At 67.7% G+C, this 23,333-nt stretch carries 14 protein-coding genes and 1 pseudogene; 8 read left to right on the top strand and 7 right to left on the bottom strand.

Going from position 1 to position 23,333, the window contains the following annotated elements:
* Positions 1 to 421: 421 nt before the first annotated feature.
* Positions 422 to 1,414 (bottom strand): hypothetical protein, encoded by a 993-nt coding sequence (locus DMB42_RS48740; RefSeq protein ID WP_125647776.1) that lies wholly within the window; start codon positions 1,412 to 1,414, stop codon positions 422 to 424.
* 299 nt (positions 1,415 to 1,713) lie between these two features.
* On the opposite strand from DMB42_RS48740, the pseudogene DMB42_RS56550 reads away from it, so the two are divergent.
* Positions 1,714 to 1,962: pseudogene (locus DMB42_RS56550) on the top strand (transposase); the annotation flags it as partial.
* A 167-nt stretch (positions 1,963 to 2,129) separates the two neighbouring features.
* Here the strand turns inward: DMB42_RS56550 and DMB42_RS48730 are convergent.
* Together DMB42_RS48730 and DMB42_RS48725 are read right to left on the bottom strand one after the other, a co-directional pair.
* Complete coding sequence (locus DMB42_RS48730) at positions 2,130 to 2,462, bottom strand: hypothetical protein (protein ID WP_125647773.1); 333 nt, start codon at positions 2,460 to 2,462, stop codon at positions 2,130 to 2,132.
* A gap of 162 nt (positions 2,463 to 2,624) precedes the next feature.
* Positions 2,625 to 2,948, bottom strand: coding sequence for a hypothetical protein (locus tag DMB42_RS48725; protein WP_125647770.1), 324 nt, complete (start codon positions 2,946 to 2,948; stop codon positions 2,625 to 2,627).
* 812 nt (positions 2,949 to 3,760) lie between these two features.
* Here DMB42_RS48725 and DMB42_RS48715 point away from each other — a divergent pair.
* Together DMB42_RS48715 and DMB42_RS48710 are read left to right on the top strand one after the other, a co-directional pair.
* A complete protein-coding gene (locus tag DMB42_RS48715) occupies positions 3,761 to 4,630 on the top strand; it encodes a sigma-70 family RNA polymerase sigma factor (RefSeq protein ID WP_125647764.1) in 870 nt (289 codons plus the stop codon).
* Positions 4,611 to 5,345, top strand: coding sequence for a TetR/AcrR family transcriptional regulator (locus tag DMB42_RS48710; protein WP_260478383.1), 735 nt, complete (start codon positions 4,611 to 4,613; stop codon positions 5,343 to 5,345). The genes DMB42_RS48715 and DMB42_RS48710 overlap by 20 nt, the downstream gene beginning before the upstream one ends.
* Before the next feature lie 94 nt (positions 5,346 to 5,439).
* On the opposite strand, the gene DMB42_RS48705 is transcribed toward DMB42_RS48710, so the two are convergent.
* From DMB42_RS48705 to DMB42_RS48690, 4 genes are all read right to left on the bottom strand, one after another.
* Entirely contained in the window at positions 5,440 to 7,347 is a 1,908-nt protein-coding gene (locus tag DMB42_RS48705; RefSeq protein WP_125647761.1) for a caspase, EACC1-associated type, read from the bottom strand.
* A 139-nt stretch (positions 7,348 to 7,486) separates the two neighbouring features.
* Complete coding sequence (locus DMB42_RS48700; protein ID WP_221762698.1) at positions 7,487 to 7,855, bottom strand: effector-associated constant component EACC1; 369 nt, start codon at positions 7,853 to 7,855, stop codon at positions 7,487 to 7,489.
* 209 nt (positions 7,856 to 8,064) lie between these two features.
* The gene (locus tag DMB42_RS48695) at positions 8,065 to 12,570 is read right to left on the bottom strand and encodes a caspase, EACC1-associated type (RefSeq protein ID WP_125647756.1); all 4,506 of its coding nucleotides are present in this window, start codon (positions 12,568 to 12,570) and stop codon (positions 8,065 to 8,067) included.
* A complete protein-coding gene (locus DMB42_RS48690) occupies positions 12,551 to 12,976 on the bottom strand; it encodes an effector-associated constant component EACC1 (RefSeq protein WP_125647753.1) in 426 nt (141 codons plus the stop codon). Before DMB42_RS48690 ends, DMB42_RS48695 begins: the two co-directional genes overlap by 20 nt.
* 760 nt (positions 12,977 to 13,736) lie before the next feature.
* Here DMB42_RS48690 and DMB42_RS48685 point away from each other — a divergent pair.
* The 5 genes from DMB42_RS48685 (at position 13,737) to prfH (ending at position 23,053) form a co-directional block, all read left to right on the top strand.
* Positions 13,737 to 19,760, top strand: coding sequence for an RHS repeat-associated core domain-containing protein (locus DMB42_RS48685; RefSeq protein ID WP_125647750.1), 6,024 nt, complete (start codon positions 13,737 to 13,739; stop codon positions 19,758 to 19,760).
* 62 nt (positions 19,761 to 19,822) lie between these two features.
* Positions 19,823 to 20,728 carry a hypothetical protein gene (locus tag DMB42_RS48680; protein ID WP_125647747.1) on the top strand — a complete coding sequence of 302 codons (906 nt, stop codon included), beginning with the start codon at positions 19,823 to 19,825 and terminating at the stop codon, positions 20,726 to 20,728.
* A 25-nt stretch (positions 20,729 to 20,753) separates the two neighbouring features.
* A complete protein-coding gene (locus DMB42_RS55750; protein ID WP_260478382.1) occupies positions 20,754 to 20,879 on the top strand; it encodes a hypothetical protein in 126 nt (41 codons plus the stop codon).
* 291 nt (positions 20,880 to 21,170) lie between these two features.
* Positions 21,171 to 22,361, top strand: a complete 1,191-nt coding sequence (locus DMB42_RS48675) for an RNA ligase RtcB family protein (RefSeq protein ID WP_125647744.1) — start codon at positions 21,171 to 21,173, stop codon at positions 22,359 to 22,361.
* Positions 22,358 to 23,053 carry a peptide chain release factor H gene (prfH, locus tag DMB42_RS48670; protein ID WP_125647741.1) on the top strand — a complete coding sequence of 232 codons (696 nt, stop codon included), beginning with the start codon at positions 22,358 to 22,360 and terminating at the stop codon, positions 23,051 to 23,053. The genes DMB42_RS48675 and prfH overlap by 4 nt, the downstream gene beginning before the upstream one ends.
* The last annotated feature ends 280 nt before the right edge of the window (positions 23,054 to 23,333 follow it).

The following is a 23,333-nucleotide window of genomic DNA, read 5'->3' as shown; positions in this document are numbered from 1 at the left end:
ATGGACGTCCTCGCCCCCGACGTCACCCTGTGGACCGACGGCGGCGGTGCGGTGCGGGCCGCGCTGCGTCCCGTGAGCGGCTCGCCAAGCTCGGTCCCCGTTATGATCACAGCTGCGCGTACGCTGGCTCCCGGGCGGCCGGCCCACCGCGCTGCTGACGACCGGTGACGAGCTGACCGCCGTCCTTGTGCTCGATCTGGACGCCTCCACATGCCGGGCACGCCACATCTACAGCGTCCTCAATCCGGGCAGACTCGGCGCCGCCCGCTGGTCATCCCGGGATTGCTGCGCTTCACGCTGACCCGCCACTTCCCCGGGATCAAGGTCCTCGATCCCGGCAGGACGTGGGCACCGGCGTCCGGTGACCTCGCCCGCTCCGCGGAGTGGCGGGGAAGTGCCGGCGCGACAAGGCCCCGTGATCTCAGGTGCACCGCCAGACGGCCGCGGCCGGCAGGTTGTTCTGGCCGCGTGTCGTACCGCCGATGGTGTCGTCATCCCCGATCGTCGTGACGGAGGCGGCATCGTCGAGCTGGCCCACCAGCGTTCCGAACCGCCAGACCCGATACGGCGTGGACGTCAGGGAACTGACGATGAGCCCGTTCCTGTTGATGTGCGCGGCCAGTGCGCTCTCGGGCAGCACGTGCGGCTGCCCGTTCCTGTCCCAGTACGCCGGCCGGTCCGGGTCGGAGCCCAGCCGGATCGATCCAGCCACCAGCCCGTCGGCGATGACCCGGGCGTACCCGAACTGCATGTCCGGCGCCTCCGACAGGCGGGTGAGCCGGCCGTCGCGCCACACGTGCGGCCATGGATAGGTCGCGTCCGTCCCCATCAGCAAGGTGCCGTCGTGGTCCACGTCGATCACCTTCATGCCCTCGGGCAGGCCGGGCACCCGCTCGACGACGCCCGAACGGTCGTAGGGCCAGCGCACCACCACGACGATGTTGCTCGTGCCCTGCCAGACCACGGCGTGGCCGTAGACGTCGCCGCTGTCGCTGATCCCTATGGCCCTGCTGTTCAGCTCCGCGCCGGGCAGCGGGGCCAGTCTCTCCCACTGGCCGCCGCGGATGCGGAAGGAGATCGCCGACGCTCCGTAGAGGCCCGTCACGGACGTTCCCGCGATGGTCCCGCTGCTGTTCTGGCCCACGACCCGGTCGGTGCCGTGTCCGGAGGATCCATAGTCGATGACCCGGCCGTCCTTCCAGTACATGACCCGCCAGCCGGTGCCGGGGAAGTAGGCGACGCCGGAGTACCCGCCGTTGTGGTCGGTGGCGTGGACCTGATGCTGCGTCGCGCCGGCGGGCGCCTGGAGCGCCTGCATCCGCCAGGCGCATGCCGAATTGGCCGCCGCCGCCTGGGGCACGACGGCGAACGCGGCGATGACCAGCATCGCCACCATCACGAATCTGCCTGTCATGACTCCAGTCGATCGGGATCCGCCGGGGCGGGCATCTCCCTGAATGCTCAGGAGCCGAACGCGCGCCGGCGAGCAGGGCCTTGGGCGTTGCCATGACGCTCGGCTGGCGGGGGGTGACCGGTTCAGAGGCGGGCGCGCGGACGCAGGAGCAGATGCGGCAGCGGAACCTGAGTGAGGTGCTGCGGCGCGTCCACGGGGTATGACGAGCATCCGAGCGAAAAGTCCCGTTAGCGGCGAGGCGGCCTGAGCACGAAAGTCCACCTTGCCGGCGACAGCCGAGCACGGCCACTGGCCTTCATGTCACCGCAGGTCAGACGGGTGACGCACCGGCCTTCGAGGCCATCATCGCCGGCATCCGTGTTCCGCGGGTCCGGCCCGGAAGATCGAGGACCCGGCCGGAGGCCGTCCTGGCGGATCGCGCGTACTCATCCCGCGCGATCCGGGATCACCTCCGGCGGCGCGGGATTCGTGCGGTCATTCCTCATCCCTCTGACCAGATCGGCCGCCGGCTGCGCCGGGGCCGCGAGGGGGCCGACCGCCCGCCTTGAATGCCGAGGCATACAGGCAGCGCAACGCTGTTGAACGCTGCATCAGTCGGATCAAGCAATGGCGAGGTCTGGCCATGCGTACGGACAAGCTCGCCCTCGCCTACCAGGCAGCTCTGCACCTCACCGCCCATCTCATCCGGACACGAAGATGATCAAGGAAGCAGAACTCAGGACGGGATAGGCGGGCACTCGAGGACCTCGATCGAGTTCCCTGGCATCAGAGCGATATGAGGGTGGTCACTGAAGAGCCGCGCCGCGTCTTCATGCGTCTCGGCCTCCACGATCGCGTATCCGGTCTTCGAGTCAGTGAAGTCCTCGACGCCTTGGGCCGTCACCAACTTCTTGCGAAAGAGTGGTGCCCCGGGATCGATCAGGGCGTGTTCGTTCTTCTGAGCCCACGCCGCCCAGGCATTCATGAACTCACTCTGCTGCTGCTCGGTGAGCTTCGCCTTGTCAGCGTTGTCGGCCGCGCCGTTCAGGACAGCGAGAAACTTACCCATGGCTGGAGGGTAGCCCACGAACAAAGAGACACCCTCTAGCTAGGCCGTGGAGTTCATCGCGGACATTCAGGTACCAGCCGCCAAATCCGTAGCCAACGACATACCTTCAGATATCACTGGAGATCATGCCAGAGCCTCTGAGGTGATACGCCTGTCGTGCGATCAGCCGGATGCGCACAACCTGTTGAACTCCGCGACGTCCGTATTGATATCCGCGATCACCTGGTTGGGGTCGCCGCCGGTCATGCCCGTCAGACGGAAGCTCAGTTCCTGAAACTCTGCGGCCAGTCGCCTGATCTTCGCCCCCACCGCTCCCTGCGCGTTGAGGCCTGCGCCCATCAAGTCGCTGTACGTCTGCTGGGCCGCGGCCGCCTGGCCGCTGCGGCTGGTTCCGGCATCCCTGCGGTAGGCGGTCAGGGCCGCCGCCGTCTCGTCGCAGCCGGCGGACCGGGCCTCCGGCAGCGGTGGAGGGGAATCCTGGACCACTCGCGTGCGGCTCGGTGGCCGGGACGCGCTGGACTCAGGCGACGAGTCCGCAGGCGATGGTGATGGCCGGGTGACGACCCGACCCGGTGGGGATGCAGGCGGGGACGGACTGAAAACTACCGTGCCGGGCGGGGTCCTGGGCGGCATCAGGTAGGCGAAAAGCGCGACCACGGCTGCGATCGAACCCGCCAGAGCGCTCACTGCCGTCCAGTTCAGGCGCGAGCCTGCTCCCCCGCCGCCCGCCCCCGCTGATCCACTTCCGGTCATGTCCTCATCGTGGCCGAGCCGCCGAACTCGGTCCAGGATGCCTCCCGCAGACGTTCTTGATCCGCAGGAGGCGCCGGCGCTGGCTACGCCCTTGCCGCAGACCATCCCGACCGTGCGGCCACTATCCCGTCGCCCCTTCCCTACCAAGGGATCGGCTCAGCCGACCCCACGGTCGCTCTACCGTCCGATGACTGTGTGGAACAGGGCCAGCGCTCCGCCGGCGGCTCCGCCGGCCAGCAGGAACGCTGCCGGGAGGGGTTGGCCACTGAGAGAGGCGAGCAGTCCTGCAAGCAGACCTACGACGGCCGCCAGCAACAGGACGACGGCGGAACGAACACTCAGCAATGGTCCAGGCGGTGCTGCCACGAAACCTCCCGAGGGTGATGACGGAAACCGTCGCTCCTAAGTCACGCAGGAGAGGTCATCCCACGAGAATCATCCAAGAGGGCCACACGAAAGAATCTTGGAGAGTTCCGTGGGGTCTCTGCGGCGCGCCCACTTACAAGGGAGTCATCCAGATCAGCGTCAGCAGAAAGGCTGAAACGGTGAGCGACAGCGAACAGATCACGGGCTCGGCGCCTGTGGTCAGCGCGCTTGCCCAGCCGGTAAAACCTGCTGAACAGGATCTTGTCGATCTTGACGTGCCGGCTTGCCCCGAGATGGTGCAGGCGATCTCGGCATCGCACGCGGTCGAGACACATCAGCTTCGAGAAAGCCTGGAACGTCGCGCGGCCGACCAGCGGTTACGCGATGAGATGGCCCGGTACGACTTCAGCGGAGAAAGGTATCAACAGTTCGAGAACGAGTTGGCCCGGTACGGCATGTCAGTGCTTCGTGGCTGGATGTACACCGGATACATCTTCAAGCTCGCCGCCACTCGCAAACTCTTCCTGGCCCCCACCGATGCGGAACTCGAAGAGCTTTACCGCGACTCAGATGCCCGCGAGGAACTGGCCACGATGACTGTCGCGCTTGCTCTTCCGCGGTTCCGCCAGCGCGCACTCGTCGAGGGCGGCTGGCGCTCCGAGGGCGGCGCGAGCCTTCCCACCTACTTCATGGGAGCGTGCCTGTTCGTCTTCCCCAACGAGTTCCGCAGGCGCCGAGCACAGCAGAAGAGGTGGTCCCGTGCGCTCGCCCAGGAGGCCATCATGCTGGACCCGGACGCCGGCATCACCGTCGACTTGGAGTCTCAGGCTTTGGGACGGATCCGCGTTCGTGATGATCTGCGCCGTGCCGGTGAACGCACCCGGGCGATTGTCGCCCTCACCATCGACGGCTACAGCCAGGAGGAAATCGCCGAGTTGCTCGGCGAACCCTCAGTCCGGGCAGTGGAGGGGGCACTGTATCGGTGGAGAAAGATCGAGCAGCAATACGCCCCGGAAGGAGGGATCTCTCGTGAACAGCACGGCCGGTGAGCCGTTCGAGGAGCTGATCGAGGAGTCCTCGCTCGGCGCGCCCGGTGCGCGCCAGCTTCGACAGCGCACCCCCCAGCTGAAGACTGACGAGGTCCGGCGCATCCAAGAGCAACGAGCCGGACGACATGTGGGGCTGAGCGCAGAACAACGGCTGGCGGATCGACGTGAGCGTCTCCTCAATGCTGCGTACACCCTGTTCGCGAAGCCGGGCTTTGACGCCACCACCATCGAACGACTTTGTTCAGAGGCTCGCATCTCGAACAGGGCCTTCTACGAATGCTTCGGTGGCCGCGAGGAATTGCTCCAGACTTTGTACGAGGTCGTCGTGGACGACACTCTCACCCAGGTCGCCAAAGCGATGGAAGAGGCTTCCGCGCCTGAAGATCGGTTCGTTGACGGCATAAGGCGATACATCGAGTTCACCATGCAGGATTGGCGTCGGGTGCGCATCATGCATGTGGAAGCAGTTCGAGCCGGTTCCACCGGAGCGGCCCGGCGACAGGCGCTCAGGCGCTTCGCCGAGGTCTTTCACGAGGTTGTGATCAAGCTGCCGGGGAATCGCGCCCACGATCCGTACCTGTACGCCCTAGGGGTGCACGGTGTGCTCCACGAGCTCATCCGCGAGATGCTGGAAGCCGAGCGGCCACCTTCGACTGAACTGCTGGTCGGGACCGTCGTTCACATCTTTCTGGGAAGGGCTCGTACGGCCCCTTGAGCGTTGGCGACGGGCAGTCGACATCACTGGATACATGCACACAGATGACCTTCCGCGAGAGAACCAGCAGCTCCGCCAGGAGTATCGGCCCCCCTTATGCGTGGTCAGCGCGAGGTTTCCGAGCCGCAGGGATTGTGACGACGATCGTCCCAGCCGCCTTGTCGAGAAGTGATCGGCCCAGCGGCTTGTCCCAACGGGCCCACAGGAGAACAGCGATCCAGTAGAGCCACATGAGCACGTAGCTGAATGCCGACCCGAACGCGTCCATCAGCAGCACCGGCGCCACGAGCGGCAACGTGCGCTGGAACGCGGCGAGGTTTGACAGACCGGACGCCGGCGGCGCGCCGATCTCCACCACCTTGATGCGTGTGAGCATTTTGCCGGTGCTCTGCCCGCGGACCTTCAGCAGCATGAATTCGCACACGAAACACAATCCGAATATCACCACTGGCATCAAAGCGGTTCCATCGGCGAGCAATGGATCCAAGATGAGGTAGATGAGATAGCCGCACGTGACGGCGATCACGTAGTTCAGCGCAGCATCGATCAGCCGCGCAACCAGGCGTCGCCGCCACGGGGCAAGCCGTTGGAGAATCTCAAATGCGGGGAAGGCCGTTGGAGAAGCCGAAGCCCGTCTCGGCGCCACCGCATTGGCCTCGATGTCCTTCACTCTCGGCGGCCACACGAGAGCTCCGGACGGTCGCAGGGAGCTGATCGGCATGGGCTGCGTTGCCCGTACGGCGTCAGGCACTTCCACCGACACCTGGACCTCGATCGTGGTCTCTCCAGCCGGTGCCGTCAGGGTCCCGATTCCCGCCAGCCTGCCCGCAGCATCCCCGAAAACCTGGGCCGACAACACGCGATCGCGGACCTCCAACCGCAACCACGGCACCGACGGCACTGCGGTGACCGCACATGCCACAGGCGGCCCGTTCAGCGCCAGTTCGACCTTTTCGGACCAGGTCGAGAGGTCGATGCTGCCGAAGTCCACGAGTGGCGCCGTCACATGCGGTCTGGCTTCGGCGAGCAGCGCCTCAGCCGCGCGGGAGACCTGGCGGCTGTCGTCCTCGGCCAGCGTGTGCAACATCTGGCACGCGGTCAATGCCTGACCGAGATCCTCGCCCAGCAGGCGCTCCCGAAGCTCGTGAACCACCCCGAACCGCGCCCCTGCGAGCGGGCTGTTCATGGCTTCGACAAGCACCGCGGGCACAGGTGTCGCCACCACCTGCGAGGCTCGGACGCGCGCCATGCGCACATCCCCCTGAGCACCGAAGATCCAAATATGCGGCGTCTGATGCGGGGTCGTCTTACGCACTTGATCCGCTACGTAGTCGAACAGTTCCCGAACCCCGATCCAGCCATCGCCGTCAAGGTCCGCATCCCCGGTGGCGAGTCCGTTGATCACGGCGGCGGTGAAGACAGACGGGCTGAGATTCGTGTCGGGAACCATGTCGCGTCCCTCGAAGGCGTACTCGATTGCGCTGGAGGCGGTGACCACCACGCGCCCTCTGTCCGATCCGGCGCGCTCCTGCCGGAGGAACGCTTCACCGACCGCCGCGTCCGCCGTGCCGCGAACGACCATTCCTCGGGGAAACGCACCGCCATAACAACAGTCCAGGAAGAGCACGACACGCTGGGCACGGGTCTCCAGCATGAGCCGGCTGACGTACTCGGCTGACAGGCCGGTGGACGCGAGCCGGTCCGGACGCGTGTCCGAAGCACTCAGGTAGAGCTCACCCGATGGGCTCTTGAGGCCGTGCCCTGAGAAATGCAACAGCAGCAGGTCGTCTCTGGCGGCATCGACGAAGAAGTCCTCTATGGACAGGCGCAGCTCTTGAACGTTGGCATTTCGCCGTACTTGGACGTCGAATCCGCCGATGTTCTCGTCGCCAAGCACGTCGGCGAGCCCGATCGCGTCCTGGTTCGGCGCCAGCAAGGCCGCCAGGCCTGGATCGGAGTATTCGTCGTTGGCCACGATGAGGGCCCGGCGTGCACCAGACATGCCCAGCTACTTCATGGAGTGAGGGCGAACCCGCTGGTCCGCGAGTCGATCTTGAGGTTCGAGATCCTGTCCGTCAGTTCCAGCCATCCCTTTCAGTACGTGTAGGTGAGGTCCACAGCGCGAGCCGGCGGCCCGCTCGCTATTCGCCCGAATGCCGTTGGAGGAAGGCCCCGATCAGTTCGCGCCGCTCGGCATCCGTGACCCGGTCGAGTTCGATGGAGTCGCCGTCGATGGTGAGGACGATCCGGTGCCGTGCCGACTGCCGGTCCAGCCAGTCCTTGAGCACTCCGACCAGCGAGGTGAACACCCCGCCGGAGGCGCTGAAAGCTACCAGGAGCGCGCCCACCGTCACCGGGTCCGCGCTTTTCGCGCCTTCTGGTGCCGGGCCGCCGGCCGCCGGCCGGACCCACTCGACATCAAGCTCGTTCAGTTCACCGTGGAGCCCACGGGTGAGACGATCGTGCAGGTCGATGTCCACATCCGCATCCGGTCTCAGCTCGACGCGCATGCTTATCACCCCGTCGGCCTCCGGACTGCCGTTCATCCCGCCCCCTCCCGCGCGTAAACCGGCGGGAGCCTGCGCGCGCCTGTTTATCGTTGTTCCATTCGGTTTCCGTTACACCCCGGACGCCGTCGTCGAGGACGTCAGCAGTGGCCCTTTCCAGATGGGGCAGAGATAGATCATCTGACGCCTCGAAGGGCGTGCGTCATGGGGCATCATCGCGCCGGCGGACAGTCCTCCTGGTACGGAATCCCGGGCGCGTAGTGCGTCCACTCCTCTTGGGTGAGCCCGCGTCCGGCCACTGTGCATCCTCGTTCTCGGGGATGCACGAGAACATCCTGCAGTTCCGCGGTGCTCCACAACGCCACGTCTCCGGGACCGCTGCCGTAGCCGGTGAGGAGCCTGCGCTCGTCGGCGCTGAAGGTGTACGGCGGGTAGAGGGGCACTTCGTCGGTCATGGCGGGCAGTCGGCGAGGTGCCGCCGGATCGGTGATGATCCAGAACTCGGCCGCGTCGGCCCGTCCCCAGAGGTCCTCGCCAGTCGGTCGTGGCCCCCAGTGGCTTATGTGCCGGTTCTCAGACGATCCGGTGATCAGGAGGTCTCCGCTCGGGTTGAAGGTCAGCCAGTGGACGTTCTTCACACTGGTCAGGACCGCAATACGTGAGGGCGCCGGCTGGGTGGTCAGGTCCCAGAGCGTCACTGTGTTGCCATTCCCCGTCGCCAGCAGGCGCCCGGAGCCGTCGCCACCGAAGGCGACAACGGATGCCGGGGGCGCTCCGTCCCAAGTGACCCTGCGGGGAGCTCTCGGGTCGCGCACGTCCCAGAGAGATGGCGGCCGGTCGTCGTTGACGACCGCGAGGAAGTCGCCATGCTCGTCGAAGGTCGGGGTGCCGCTGGTACCTTTGGCGCCGCTGGACAAGGCGGACAAGCGTGCCGCGCGTGCAGGATCGCGTAGATCCCAGAACGACACGGCGCCGTCCTTTCCCGTCACTGCAAGCATCTTCCTGCCGGGATGGAACACGACGGATGACGACTCCTCCGGCATGTTGACCGGCGCCACAGCTACCCGGCGCGGTGACGCCGGGATCCGGATGTCCCACACCTCGATTCTGATGGCATCCCAGGCCGTCACCACGACCAGTGTTGCCCCGTCGGAGCTGAAGGTGAGCTGGCCCACGCGGGCGCCGATGCGGATGGAGGAGATCTGCTTCGGCGTGGAGTCCTGACGTAGATCCCACAGCTTGACGGTTTCCATCTCCGCCATGGCCAGGATCGAACCGTTCGGATGCAAGGCCGCCGGTCCGGTGCCGGACACGTCGAACAACATCCGGGGGGCCGCGGGGTTGGTCACGATCCGCAAGCGCATCGTTCCGTCCTCGCCGCCGATGGCGAGCAGGCGCCCGTCCGGGTTGAACCGTAGGGCGGTGACTGCGGACGAATGCTGGAGCACCGCCTTCTGTTCCCTCCATTCCCACAGGATGACGGCGGCATCGCCGCTGCTCGCCGTCACCATTCTGGTTCCTGAGGGGTTGAAGGCCAGCCTGTCCACAGTCCCCTGGTGGGCGGCCGACTCGCTGATGAGCTGTGGCCGGCGGTTGTCGCGGATGTCCCAGAGGGTGACCAGGGGGGAACTGCCGACAGGCAGGAAGACGCCTCGGCCGCCCGCAATGGCCAGGTCGTTACCATCGGGATGGAACGCCACGTGCTTGGGAAGGAAAAGCTCCTTCTTGATGGTGGCGACCCGATGGGGACGTGTCGGCGTGGAGACCTGCCATAGCTTCACGGTGGCGTCGTCGCTCGCCGTGGCCAGCAGGCGGCCGTCTGGGGAGAACGCGATCGACGAGATCGGCTTGTCGTGCCCGCTGATGGTGGCGAGGCGCAGTGGTTTGCCCGGGTCGGTGACGTCCCACAACGCCGCCTTCGCGTTCTGCCCTGCGGTCGCCAGTACGGCGCCGCGCGGGCTCAGCGCGACGGTGTTGACGGCGCCCAAGTTCTTCAGGACCGCCGCCTGCCTTGGGTGCCGTGGATCTGCCGTGTTCCACAACACGACCCGCCCCTTGGCGTCGCCGGTGACGAGCAGAGAACCGCGGGCGTCGAATTCCGCAGACGTCACCGGTCCCTCATGGCCGGTGAGGACGGCGGCCTTTCCGGGCATCACCGGATCGCGGATGTCCCACAGGATGACGGCGGAGTCACTGCCGCCCGTCGCGAGCGTGCCGCCATCGGGCGTGAACGCCACCGCGTTCACCGGCCCTCGATGGGCGGGGAACGGCAGAGGCAGCGAGTCACCCAAAATCGCGGCCGTCAGGTTGGCGCGGGCTTCGCCGTGCACCGGACCGTCGGCCCCCGCCAGTCCGTACGCGGCGAGGTTCGCGCGAAGCGCGCCAATGGGATCGTTGTCCCGGCGGACCTCGGCCTCAGCGGTCAACTTCCTGGTTGTGGCGATCCTGTTGCGTTCGTCGGCCGTCCGCCATTGCACGACGGTGACCGCGAAAAGCAGGAGGAACACGGAGAAGATGGCGAAGGCACCCGTCCTCCGGCGTCTGGCCCGTCGGATCGACGCTTCAGCGAACTCACGCGTGCCGCCGTCGAGCGTGCGCAGTCCTTCCGGTTCGATGGCCCAATCGCGCAGGATGGCCAGCGATGTCGCCTTGGCAAGATCGCCTGCTTTGCGGCCACTCCGCTCCCAGGCCCTGGCTTCGCTTGCCAGGCGATGCCGGAGGCGCAGGTCCGCTCGGTCGGCTTCGATCCAGGAGCGCAGCGTCGGCCAGGAGTGCAACAGCGCCTCGTGGGTGATCTGAACGGTGTCTCCGTCCAGCGTGATGAGCCGGGCGTCATCGGCCGCCAGGGTGTGGAGCACCTTGCGGGCAGCGTCCGGTTCGGGCGCGTCGTCGATGAGTTCGCCGGGTGAGGCGCGCTGTCGCGTGTCGTCGGTGCCCTCGCCGACCCGCACCAGGCGCAGTAACAAGTCACGCGCCGTGCTTCTGCCCTTCTCATCCAGTCCGGCCAGAACGGTGTCGGCGGACGTGGCGAGTGCGCCGCCGATGCCGTCGATCTCCCTGTAGGCCGCGACAGTGAGGACATCGCCATCACGCCGCTGCCAGACGGCCCGCAGCGCGTGCGCAAGGAGGGGTAGCCGACCGGCTTCGTAGGCGGGCTGAGTTTCATCGCCGCCGCGACGGACGCCGAGGGCGGTGAGCAGCACCTCGGTCAAACCCGCTTCGAGTGACAACTCCACGCGCTCGGCGGGGCGCTCGATCGCGTCGCGGACCTCTTGCGGCTTCATCGGGCCGACGACCATCGTGTGCCTGCTGATTGCCTGAGTCAGCTCGCCATGATCAGCACACCGTCCGAAGAAGTCGGCTCGGACGCCGAGAACCACCAGCGTGGTCGGTTCGCCACCATGCCCGCTCCACGTGCTGTGCAGCGCACGGATGAACGCCTGCCGCTCCGCCTCGTCGGAACACTGGGTGAAGAGCTCTTCGAACTGGTCGACCACCAGCACGATCCGGTGCCCTGGCGGCGTACGGCTCAGTGCCTCCTGCAGAGCCTCCGGTCGTGCGCGGATGAGCTCTTCCAACTCGGCGGGATCCCTGTGGATCAGTGGCGTGATGTTCGCCGCGAGCGCCGCCAGGGGCCGCGCCGTGGGGGTGAACGCCAGACGCGGCCATGTGGACGAGCCGGCGATTTCCAGATCTCCGTGGCCGATCGCCGGGAGCACGCCGGCGTGCAGCAGTGAAGTCTTTCCCGAGCCGGAGTTGCCCATGACCAGCACAGGCGCCGGCTCGTCGTAGCGCTCGGCGATCTTCTTGACGAGTTTCCCCGTCAGTTGCTCGCGGCCGAAGAAGAGGGAAGAGTCCGCGGCGGAGAAGGCCGCGAGCCCCGGGTAGGGGCACTGTCTCCTCTCCGTGCCCGCGGGGCGAGGTGGTGCGTCCGCCCCCTTGGAGCGCCAGGCGCGGTTGAGGGCGAGGACCAGGTCTCCGGCGAGGCTCAACCCGCGGCCGACGGGTCGTGCGCAGCCCTTCGCGGGGAGCATTCGGGCCAGGTGCCGGTACGCCGCGGCGACCGTGATGGTGCGGTCCGCCTCCGGGTCTCCATGGTTCAACAGGTCCACCAAGGTCCCGAGGAACGCGGTGCGCTGCCCGCCGGGCAGGACCAAGGCATACTCGTCCCGCCCCGCGGAGGTCAGGACATACGTGCCGGCGATCTCGGCGACGTTGGCGATCTCGTCCTGGTCCGCGGCGAGGGCACTGACCGCCCTTCCGGAAAAGCAGCAGTCCAGGATGACGATCTTGACTTGTGCCCTGCTCTCCAAGACGTAGCGGCGCAGATTGGCGTAGGGCCACGCGGTGTGCTCCAGCCGTCCGTCGCCGCCGCTTTCCCGTGTCGCCAGGTAGAGCTGGCCGTCGCTGCTGCTCACCATGCCGTGCCCGGCATAGCAGACCAGCAGGACGTCGCTTCTGTCCGCGCCCTCCGTGACGGTTTGCAGAGCGTGGCCGAACTCGCCCGGGGTCTGCGGGTCGAGGCACACGTCCAACGCGTCCCTGCGTACGCCGCACTGATCGACCAGCGCATGCTTGAAGGCGATCAACGTATCGGCGACGGCCTGCTCGTCGCGTAGTCGCGAGCCGGGGAGGTGCGTCGCCGTGCCTACGAGGAGTACCCGGGCCCGCCCGAGACCCGATCTTGAGCCGCCGCCGTCAGGAAGGTCCTGTGCCATCGCCGGGCCCCAGGCCGCGGCCGGTGGCCGGCACTTCGGCGTCTTCCCCGTTCAGCCATTTGGCCAGCTCGGCAGTGATCTCACGAACCTTCGCACCGTCGATCGCCCGGACCGTCTCCGCCTGGAAGCGCAGCTCTGCGTTGTCAGGTCTCTTCAGCGTGATGGACACCGATCGTTTGCGGTTACGGATCCATGTCACGAGCACGGCGGCAGCGGCGGTGACGAGCCCTCCCGGCGCCAGCGCGATGATCAGTGCATCGGCGATGTCGCCGAGGGCGTCCGCCGGAGGGCCCGAGATCCGGTCCTGCGCGATGCCCGCCAACTCGACGTCGTCGGAGAACTCCTTACGCAGCGAGTACAGCTCGTCAGACCGTTCCTCGCCATCCACCACTACGAGAATGTCCAAGGGATCTCCTCTCGTGCCCCACTGGTTACTTAGGCACCCTAAATCAAGTTCCCCGAGTCCCCAAGAGCCAGCATGCATCTCCGACACGCTGTTCGACGGCACCGATATTGTGCATGACCGGACAAAGTGGGCCGCGCGGTGTGGCTGACGGACAGGAGTTGCACCCGGCCCATACGGGCCAGGAATGCCGGCGACGTCGATTTCTTTCGCAGCAGATAAACGCGAACCGCCCCTGAGTGCCGTGCAGCGAAAACCCTGTGCAGCCATTTTGTCGCGGTCCAAAGTCGTTCTCACGGTCGATGACGCATCGCGGCAGGACGTAGCACCACGGCGGCCCAGCCCAAGGAGGTCATGGCGTCAATATGACATAGATCACAGACGACAACACATTGGCCCGCCGAGCGCCTGCCGCACATGTTGATCAGCTCAAATGTCGACCCTTCCCGTACACCCGGGACTGTCGATCCTGAAATGGCGCCAACTTTACGGGTTGACCGCTTCTACGAAACTCTTCAACATCACCTGTGAACCTTATATTCACCTTATGACGTGCCGGCCCGTCCATTGGAACGGGCCTGCGTCAGCATGCCTGAAAGGTGTAAGGATGCAGGGTTGGCGTTCTTGGAAACGGGCGACCGTCGCGTTACTGGTTGCCCTGACCATGGTGGCCTTCGATGTCAGAGTGCCGCTCGTGTTCGGCCAGGAGGCATCGGCGGCTGTGTCGGGCCCCGAAGCTGAACCGTCGGTCAAGGGGCACCCGGTGCCGGTCCCGAAGACGGCCAAAGGCGCGGAGGAGAAGCAGCCGCGAGTCAAACGATCCGATCCCGTCTGGCCACGCCCCGGCCGCGGCGAGGCAGTGCTCACCGGCAAGGCGGTCCAGGTCGGGGCGCTGCCGATCGCCGTGGCCGAGACGAAGAAGACGACCTCGGGCAAGGTGCGCGTCGAGACGCTGCCCGCCGACACCGTCAGCCGGCTCGGCGGCGTCGGCATCGCCGCCCGGGTGACCCGCGTCGAGGGAGCGGGGACCGTACGGGCGGAATTCTCCTACGCGGGTTTCCGCGACGCCTTCGGCGGCAGCTTCGACACCAGGCTCGGCCTGCTCAGGCTGCCGGCGTGCGCGGTGACCGTCCCGCGTCCCCGCGACTGCGTCGTGCGCCCACAGCCAGTGGCGGCGCACAACGACCTCGCCGCCGGCAAGCTGATCGCCGATGTCCAGGCCGATCCGGTCACCGGGGCGAGCCTTCCCGTAACCGTGGCGCCGAGCAGCCGTCCCAAGGCAGCCGAGCTGGCCGGGAAGGCGTTCCAGACCGGCTCCGTGTACGTGCTGGCCGCCGGGGTCGCAGGCACGGACGGCAACTTCGGCGCAACCGACCTCAAGCCGTCGGGCAGCTGGCAGGCCGGCACCTCCGGCGGCGGCTTCGACTACAGCCTGCCATTGCCCGAAGCCCCCTCCCCTGCGGGCAACGGCCCTGAGCTGTCCCTCCGCTACGACTCCTCCTCGGTGGACGGGCAGGGCCGCTGGACCAACAACCAGTCAGGTACGGTCGGCGCGGGCTGGGACCTGAACGCCGGATTCATCGAGCGCAAGTACCGCCGCTGCTACGTCGACAACTTCTACCATCCGGAAACGGCCGAGCTGATCTGGACCGCCGACGAGATGGGCGTGGGCGGCAGGGCGGTGTGCTGGGAATCGCCCGACGCCAACGACAACGACCCCACGACCAACGACATGAGCCAGTCCGAGCTGGTCATCAACGTCGGCGGGCGGTCCGCCGCCATCGTCAAGGACACCTCGGGCGGCTGGAAGACCGTCCCCGAGCTGGGGTTCAAGATCGAGCAGCTGGCCGGCGGCGCGGACAGCCAGCCGTACTGGCAGGTCACGGGTCAGGACGGCACGGTCTCCAGGTTCGGCTACCGCAAGGACGCCCAATGGCAGCTCCCGTACGTGGGCAACGACGTCGGCGAGCCCTGCTACGACCGGTACTACAACGACGCCATCCCGCCGACCTGCACCGGTGTGTGGCGCTGGAACCTCGACAGAGAGACTGACCGCAACGAGAACGTGCTCGACTACTCCTACACCCGCGAGACCAACTACTTCTGCCTGCCCTCCTGCGCTCACGAGCTGTACCGGGTGCTGCCGTACGACAACGGCGGCGTGCTGGCCAAGGTCGAGTGGGGCCACAACTCCCAACTGGCCGGTACGACGCCGACCTCCCGGACGGTCTTCACCACCGCGGCGAGAGACGGCGGCGACGTGCCGACCGACCTGCAGTGCGCCGCTCAGACGCCCTGCGACAACGATGCGATCGCCTTCTTCTCCACCCGCAAGCTCACCTCCGTGACGGCCGAGTCGGCCAACCCCGCGACCGGCGGATGGGATCCGGTCGAACGGCTGGACCTGCGCCAGACCTGGATCTACACGAGGACGGACTTCGGCCCGCCGCGCGATCCGGTCATGTGGCTGGACACCGCGCAGCAGACCGGGCTGGCCACGAGCCCCACGATCACGCTGCCGCCGGTGGACTTCGACGCCGCCATGCTGGCCGGCCGCATGGATTACGACGACATGTCGGACTGGACCGACCTGCTGTCATGGCGGATGGTCCCCCACGTGAGCGGCATCGCCAACGGCATGGGCGGGCGCATCGAGGTCACGTACGGCCAGGCCGACCCCTGCTCCGGCGGGAAGGGCCGGGACGGCACCGACTACTTCGCCGACAAGACGGGCGACTGCTTCCAGGTCGACTACAGCATCGAGGGCAACGAGAGCTGGGCCCGCTTCTACAAGCACCTGGCCACGAAGGTCGTCGAGCGTGACCTGGTCGGCGGCTCACCCGACATCACCCACGCCTACGAGTACCTGGGCGGCCCGGGCTGGGTGGGCCCCACCGAGTACGCGGAGCCGGGGCTCAAGCCGGCCTCCTCCGACTGGCGCGGATACGGCCAGGTACGCACGATCACCGGATCAGGCTCTGACCCCGACGGTTACACGGTCACGTCCGAGACGTTCCTGCGAGGCATGGGCACGCTGGTCCCCGACTTCGACGGCGGGACCATCCTGGACGCCTGGCCGCTGATGGGGCAGACGCTCCAGCGGCAGACCTGGAAGATGACCGCGACCAGCCCGCGGGCCTACGCCGAGGTCGAATCGACACGCTGGGAGTATCTGCTCAAGGCCAACGGTGACGTCCCGGGCGCGCTGGACCCGTACTTCGTCCTGCGGGTGCGCGAGCGCACCAGGGAGAAGGCGGCCGACGGAAGCTGGCGCTACAGCGACAACAAGACACTGCACAACGCCGACGGTCTGCCCATAAAGATCAATTCGTACGGGCAGGACGGGGTGTCCACCGACAACTCGTGCACATCCATCTCGTACGCGCGCAACACCGACGGCGGCCAGTGGTTGATCGGGTTCCCGTCGGTCGTCGAGAAGCGCACGGGCGATGACTGCGCCGCGGGCACCCTCGTCGGGAAGACCGTCACCCTGTACGACAACGGCACCGACCCGGCGACGAACAAGCCCAGCGACGGCAACGCCACCGAGACCCGTGCCTACGCCGACACGAACACGGTCTCGACGGGCAAGGCGTCCTTCGACGACTACGGCAGGCAGACCGAGGTGGTCGACCCGCTGGGCAAGCACACCACCACCGCCTACAACCCCACGACAGGCTGGCCCTCGAACGGCGTCGTCACCACGAACCCGCTCAACCAGCAGGTCATGGCCACGACATCACGCCTGCACGGCGAGATCGTGTCGATCGTCGACGCCAACGGCAAGAAGTCCGAGCTCGACTACGACGCCCTCGGCCGCGCCGTCGCGATGTGGGCCCCCGGCCAGCCGCGCTCGGGAGGGACTCCGACGGCGACCGCGGCCTACGACATCCCCTCCAGCGGCGGGCTGAGCCAGCCGACCGCACCGATCAGGACCACGCTCAAGCGGCTGCTCACGGGTACGGGCTCGTCCGCGCAGATGGTGAGCACGTACAGCTACGAGGACGGGCTCGGGCGCACCCGGGAGGCACAGGCCACCTCACCCTCCGGCGGCCGGGCCGTGGTCGTCACCACCTACGACGCCAGGGGCCTGCCGCTGGCCAAGACCGAGCCGGTGCACAACGCCGCCGCGCCCGGCTCCGGCCTGCTCAACCCCACCCTGACAAACGCGGCACAGTGGGCCAAGACCCTCTACGACGGGCTTGAGCGCCCGGTCGCGATCATCTCCTACCACCTCGCCCAGGAGTTACGCCGTACCACCACCGTCTATCCCGGTGCGGACAGGACCGAAACGGTCCCCCCGGTCGGCGGCAAGACCGTCACCGTCACCGACGTCTTCGACCGGACCACGAAGATCGAGGAGTGGAAGGACGGCTCCTCCCACCAGGACACCGTCTACACCTACGACGTCAGCGACAACCTGCTGACGATGACGGACGCCAAGGGGAGCGTCCGCACGTTCACCTACGACTGGCTCAAGCGGCAGACCGTCGCCGCCGACCCGGACGCAGGGACGACGACCACCGGGTACGACCTGGCGGGCAGGGTCGCGTGGAAGACCGACGCGACGGGCCAGAAGATCTCCATCGGCTACGACGACCTGGGCCGGGTCACCACCCAGTGGAGCGGCGAGGCGGGTACGGGCACCAAGCTCGCCGAGTGGAGTTACGACTCCGTCGCCAAGGGCCAACCCGCCTCCTCCACCCGCTATGTCGGCGGCCAGCCCTACACCCAGAGTGTCACCGCCTACGACGACAACTACCGCCCCACCGGCAACAAGATCAGTATCCCCACGGTCGAGGGCGCCCTCGCCGGAGACTACGTGTTCACCTCGGCCTACGACGCGGCCGGGAACCTGCGACGGCAGGGCATGCCGGCCGCGGGCGGACTTCCGGCGGAGACTCTCGACTACACGTACACCGACTACGGTCTGACCAAGGGTCTCAGCTCCGACCTCGGCGGGTTCACCTACGTCAAGGACACCCTCTACTCGGCGACCGGGAAGCTCGCCGAGCGTCAGTTCGGCACGACCGGCAAGATCAAGCGCACGATCGAGCACGACGCCACAACCGGGTGGCTCAGCCGGGTGACCACCACGGCCAAGGCCGACACGGCAACGCCCGAGACCGTTCAGGACGACAGGTTCGGCTACAACATCGCCGGCCAGCTCAACCGCATCCAGGATGTCCTGCAGGGCCAGTCGGAGTGCTTCGCCTACGACGGACTGCTCCGTCTGTCGGCCGCCTTCACCACGACCGCGACCGACTGCGGCGGCGGGGGCGACGGCCTCGGGCCTGACCCGTACAACCAGAGCTACACCTACGACGCCGCGGGCAACCTCACCACGCTGACCAGCAACGGGCAGGCGGCCACCTACACCTACCCGGCCGCGGGCGCCGGTGCGACGCGGCCGAACGCGGTCACCTCCATCAGCCGCCCGAGCGGCACTGACACCTACGTCTACGACGCCGCCGGCCGGCTGTCCTCCAGGACGGTGGGCGGCAAGCAGGGCACGTTCGACTGGGACGAGCTCGGCCAGCTGTCCAAGGTGACCATCGACGGCCAGCAGACCTCGATGGTCTACGACGCCGACGGTGAGCGGCTGATCCGGCACGATCCAGGCGCCGCCACGCTCTACCTCGGTGTCATGGAGCTCAAGCTGTCGGGCGGCCAGGTGACCGGCACGCGGTACTACGCCACCGCCGACGGCACGACGGTCGCACTGCGTACGGGCAGCACGGTCACCTGGCTGATGGCGGGGCTGAACAACAGTCAGCAACTTGCCGTCGGCGACGCCGACGGTGCCGTCGTACGCCAGCGCTACCTGCCCTTCGGCGGTCGGCGCGGTGGTGACGCCCTGCCCTTCACCGACCGCGGCTTCCTCGGCAAGACCGAGGACGCCACCGGGCTGGTCTATCTGTCGGCCCGCTACTACGACCCCGGCATCGCCAAGTTCGTCAGCACCGACCCGGTGCTGAGCCTGCAAGCGCCGGACTGGGCGAACCCCTACAGCTACGCCGCCAACAACCCCATCACGCTGTCCGACCCCGACGGGCTCAAGCCGCGGCGCGCCGCGAAGACGGCGGACGGCGACAAGCCGTGGAAGTACAACGCCTCAAGGCACAACCGCGCGGTCGACGTGGCGGCTCTGCTGATCAAGTGGATGGCGCTGCTCGGCTACCCGTCCGGGAAGATCGTGCTGGAGTACCACATTCCCGGCGCCAAGAAGCTCGGCACCAACGGCAAGGCCGACATCGCCCTGATCACGGAGGACGCGATCTACCTGTGGGAGGTGAAGCGCACCACGGTCGCCGCCCAGGGCAAGGACGAACTCGCGATCTACATCAAGGCGCTCAAGGCGCTGCCGAAGCAGACCGGCGGACGCAGTGTCCTCCCCGGCTTCGACCTTCTGCTCCCCGTGCCCAACTACGTCAAGGAGACCAACGAGATCGTCATCGCCTACTCCAACGCCGCCAAGTGGGGCAAGAACTCGGGAGTGATCGAATACTGGGTGACCAAGAGCCGGGGACCGCAGCAGGTGCCCGTGGTCTCGCCCAAAACCCAGCCGCAGCCCTTGCCGTTCCCGACGCCGCATTTGATGCCGCACGTCGGGGATCCTGGCTACACGCTCGAGGATCTGCGTCGTAACGCGGAGAACAGGCCCAAGGGCCTGCCTGCCCTGCCGCCGCAGTTGCAGGGCACGCTCACCGGGGCGGCCATCCTCGGAGGCATCGCCCTGTCCATCCTGAGCTTCGGCCTCTACCAGCCGCCGGGACTCGCTTACTGAGATGACGCGGCCCGCCGGAACCTCCGGCGGGCCGCTAGGCTGGTCGGCCCGAAGGAGGGACAGTGACGCTCGGTTCCAACAGGTTGTCGGCCGAACTCGTCGTCCGCGCGAAGTCGGACGACCGCCGCGCCGACCTGACATCGGACTGGTTGTCGGGCGCGCTGGCCGATTTCGCCCCGGACCTGGCGTCGCTGCTGGCCCGCGCCCCCCGGATGAACCCCGCCGCCCTCGACGACGGGACGGGCCGCACCCCCTCCGGGGAGCCGGGCGGCTTGTGGGCGCAGTTCCGCGTCAAACCCGCGCTCTCCCGCCCGTTCTCCAAGACCATGCCGTACTCCGAGGCGAGCCTGCGCGCGGTCGCCCGTGCGGTCCGACGACGCCCCCAGATGGTCGAGTACATCGTCACCCCACTCGACGAGCGGGGGTTCCCCGGGAACGGCACCGTGTGGATCAACGTGTCCGCTCCTGCCGGGGAAGCAGAGCCGTGGCTCAAACTCAGGGTGGAACAGGTGCCGCGTTCCGGTGACCGGCATCCGCCCGAGGCCCAGCAGAGCTGGGCGGAGGCGCTGAAGCGGCGGGCCGCCGTCACCGGGGCCTGCTTCGGCCATGTCACCGACGACTGCCTCACCGACGAGACCCCCTTGGAGACCGCGCTCGGCGCCCTGGACGCCGTCACCGTCCCGCGCTGCGAGCTCGAACTGCGCGGTTACTCCTGGGTCACCGTGTGCGCGGGCACGCTGGCAGCGCGGCTGGGCGGACCGACGGCGCTGGCAGCGACGGGCGCCTTCGACGAAGTCGACGAGTTGCCTGACGGATCAGTGTTCCTGCGGGCCACCCCGACACTGGACGACTATGACGAGACCGCGATCGAGCGGGTGTTCACCGTGCTCCAGCCCGTCCTCATCAAGGGGAAGATGCGGCGTGTGTTCGGGATGGAGCATCTCAGGCTGCACTTCCCCACCGGCTGAGAGTGCCATCGCACCCCCTTGAGAGGTGGCAGAGTCGTTCGCCCGCTGGTGGAGGGAGGCGGCTGTTCGCGTCCAGTACCAGCCGATCGGCCAGTGGCTCCCTGAGCCGGACGGTGCCCTCGCCCGGCTGCTGCGGACGCCGTACTCGTAGGTCACCCGCAGCGTGCGCTCGTCGAGCGTCTCGAAGCCGCTGATGTCGGCCGGCGGGGAATGCCGGGTGTCGGTGGCGGAGGGCGTGTTTGCGATCGGGCGTGCTGGTGGCCGCGCGGCCCCGCAGGTCCGTACGGCTCGAAAATCGTTTGCCTGGTACGGCGGGGCTCCGCGAATGTGGTGTCCATGAGGCTCTGACGGACAGCACCCCCGCCACTTCGAGATGTCACGGCGCCGGCTCGCGCCGTCATCCCGCATGCCCATAACCCCCTTTTCAGCGAAGAGAGCGTCTTTGTCTCAGCGTCACTCCCCCCAGGAGCTCCCGCCGCCGTCCACGCCGGCGGAGAAGGCGGCCACCGTCACCGTGTTCGCCTCCCCTACGAGCTGGATCGAGTCCGATGCCGTCGCGCAGTGCCATCAGGTGGCCGCCCTCGACGGCATGACGCACGTCGCCGCCATGCCGGACCTGCACCCCGGCAAGGGCGCGCCCATCGGCGCCGCCATGACGTCGACCGTCCTGTATCCGTTCCTGGTGGGCTCCGACATCGGTTGCGGGATCGCCGTGTTCCCCGTCAGGCTCAAGCGCGCCGTACCCGAGAAGCTCGCCGCCCGCTTTCCCGATCTCGATCGCGCGCTGGATCCTGAACGAGATGCCGACGATCCCGCCTGGACCGTCATGAAGGGTGACATCCCCGCGGGTCACGTCGAGGGCCTCGGGACGGTCGGCCGGGGCAACCACTTCGTCGAGCTGGCCCGGATCGGGACCGTCCTCGACCCGGACCACGCCGCCCGCCTCGGTCTCGACGCCGGCGACCTGGTGCTCATCGTCCACAGCGGTTCCCGGGGGCTGGGCGAACGGATCCTGCGTGAGCACACCGCGGTCCACGGCGCGGGTCCCGCCCCTGATCCTGGCGCGTACCTGGCGATGCATGACGAGGCCGTACGGTGGGGGTCGCTCAACCGGCGGCTGCTGGCCGCCCGGGTCGCCCACGCGCTGGGGTTCGAGCCCGCCGAGCCGATCCTCGACCAGTGCCACAACCTGGTCGAGCGCCGCGACGGGGTCTACCTGCACCGCAAGGGGGCGGCGCCGGGTGACGGCCGCGATGTGCTCATCGCCGGTACCCGCGGCACCCCGTCCTACCTCGTGGCCGCCCACGCCGGGCCGGACGCCGGCCACTCCGTGGCGCACGGCGCGGGCCGCAAGATGTCGCGCGCGGACGCCCTGCGCCGCGGGCGGGCCAAGCACACGGTCGAGGAGTTGCGCCGTACGCCGGTGGGGTCGCTGGTGGTGTGCGGCGACCGCCAGCTTCTCTTCGAGGAGGCGCCGACGGCGTACAAGCGCATCGAGCAAGTGATCGCCGACCTCGTCGACCACGGCCTGGCCACGCCCGTGGCCACCACGATCCCCCTGGTCACCTACAAGACACCCGACCTCGGGCCGGCGTCCGAGAGGAACCGGCGGCGCGGGCGAGGCCGGTCATGAGCGTCCACCTGCTCCTGTCGGCCGGGCGCGGGCCGCAGGAGTGCGCCTGGGCGCTGGCCCAGTTGCTGCGCCGCCTGGAAGGCGACGCCACCAGGCAGGACCTGGAAACCCATCGGGACCACACCGTTCCCGGTGACCGGCCCGGCACCTACCGGTCGGCCCTCGTACGGATCGAAGGGGACGACGCCGAGGCGTTCGCCGCCTCGTGGACCGGGACCCTGTGCTGGCAGGCCCCCAGCCCCTACCGGACCGGGACCGGCCGGAAGAACTGGTACGTCATCGCCCAACCGTGCCAGGTCGACATCCCGCGTACGACGTTCACCGAAGCGGACGTCGACATCGTCGCCTGCCGCACCGGCGGCCCCGGCGGCCAACACCGCAACAAGGCCAGCACAGCCGTACGGGCGACCCACCGGCCCACGGGGTTCGTCGTCGTGGTCGACACCGAACGGCAGTTCACCCTCAACCGCCGCATCGCCATCCGTCTGCTGCGCGAACGCATCGAACACGGCGACCAGGTGATAGAACGCGCCGTCACGACCGCCCGCTGGCGTATCCACGACGAACTCGTACGCGGCGACCCCACCCGAATCGAACGCCCCGAACCATCAGATCAGGACCCGGCCCCGCAGAAGCAGACACGTCAGCGACGGCGGTCGACCTCACCGACATTCACTGACGACTCGCCCTGAGGTCGCGCGCCCATACTGGCATGGGCCTTGAAAAGCCCTTCGGGTATTCCGTGGCAGTTCGTAGATGACAGAGCAGAAGTCCGCCACCAAGGTGATTTCAGGATCGCCTGCGGCTAGCCGCAGGCCGTGGCCCCCTGCCCCCGGAATCAGTGTGAACGAGGCTCCGTACGGTCGAGCCTTCGGGTGCGGGTGCGAGGACGGTTTGCAGATGACCCCCGCTGACGGGCTCCGTCTGAAGCGCCTCCCTGGCGCGGGGCCGTTACGGTGTCGCGATGGGTCC

The sequence above is a fragment of the Nonomuraea sp. WAC 01424 genome (assembly GCF_003947315.1).
Taxonomy (GTDB): domain Bacteria; phylum Actinomycetota; class Actinomycetes; order Streptosporangiales; family Streptosporangiaceae; genus Nonomuraea; species Nonomuraea spiralis.
This window is presented reverse-complemented; position numbering and strand designations above follow the sequence as displayed.

Coding starts and splice junctions, on each gene's coding strand:
- DMB42_RS48740 (WP_125647776.1), bottom strand. CDS start 1,414: ATGACAGGCAGATTCGTGATGGTGGCGATGCTGGTCATCGCCGCGTTC.
- DMB42_RS48730 (WP_125647773.1), bottom strand. CDS start 2,462: ATGGGTAAGTTTCTCGCTGTCCTGAACGGCGCGGCCGACAACGCTGAC.
- DMB42_RS48705 (WP_125647761.1), bottom strand. CDS start 7,347: ATGTCTGGTGCACGCCGGGCCCTCATCGTGGCCAACGACGAATACTCC.
- DMB42_RS48700 (WP_221762698.1), bottom strand. CDS start 7,855: ATGCGCGTCGAGCTGAGACCGGATGCGGATGTGGACATCGACCTGCAC.
- DMB42_RS48695 (WP_125647756.1), bottom strand. CDS start 12,570: ATGGCACAGGACCTTCCTGACGGCGGCGGCTCAAGATCGGGTCTCGGG.
- prfH (WP_125647741.1), top strand. CDS start 22,358: ATGAGCGTCCACCTGCTCCTGTCGGCCGGGCGCGGGCCGCAGGAGTGC.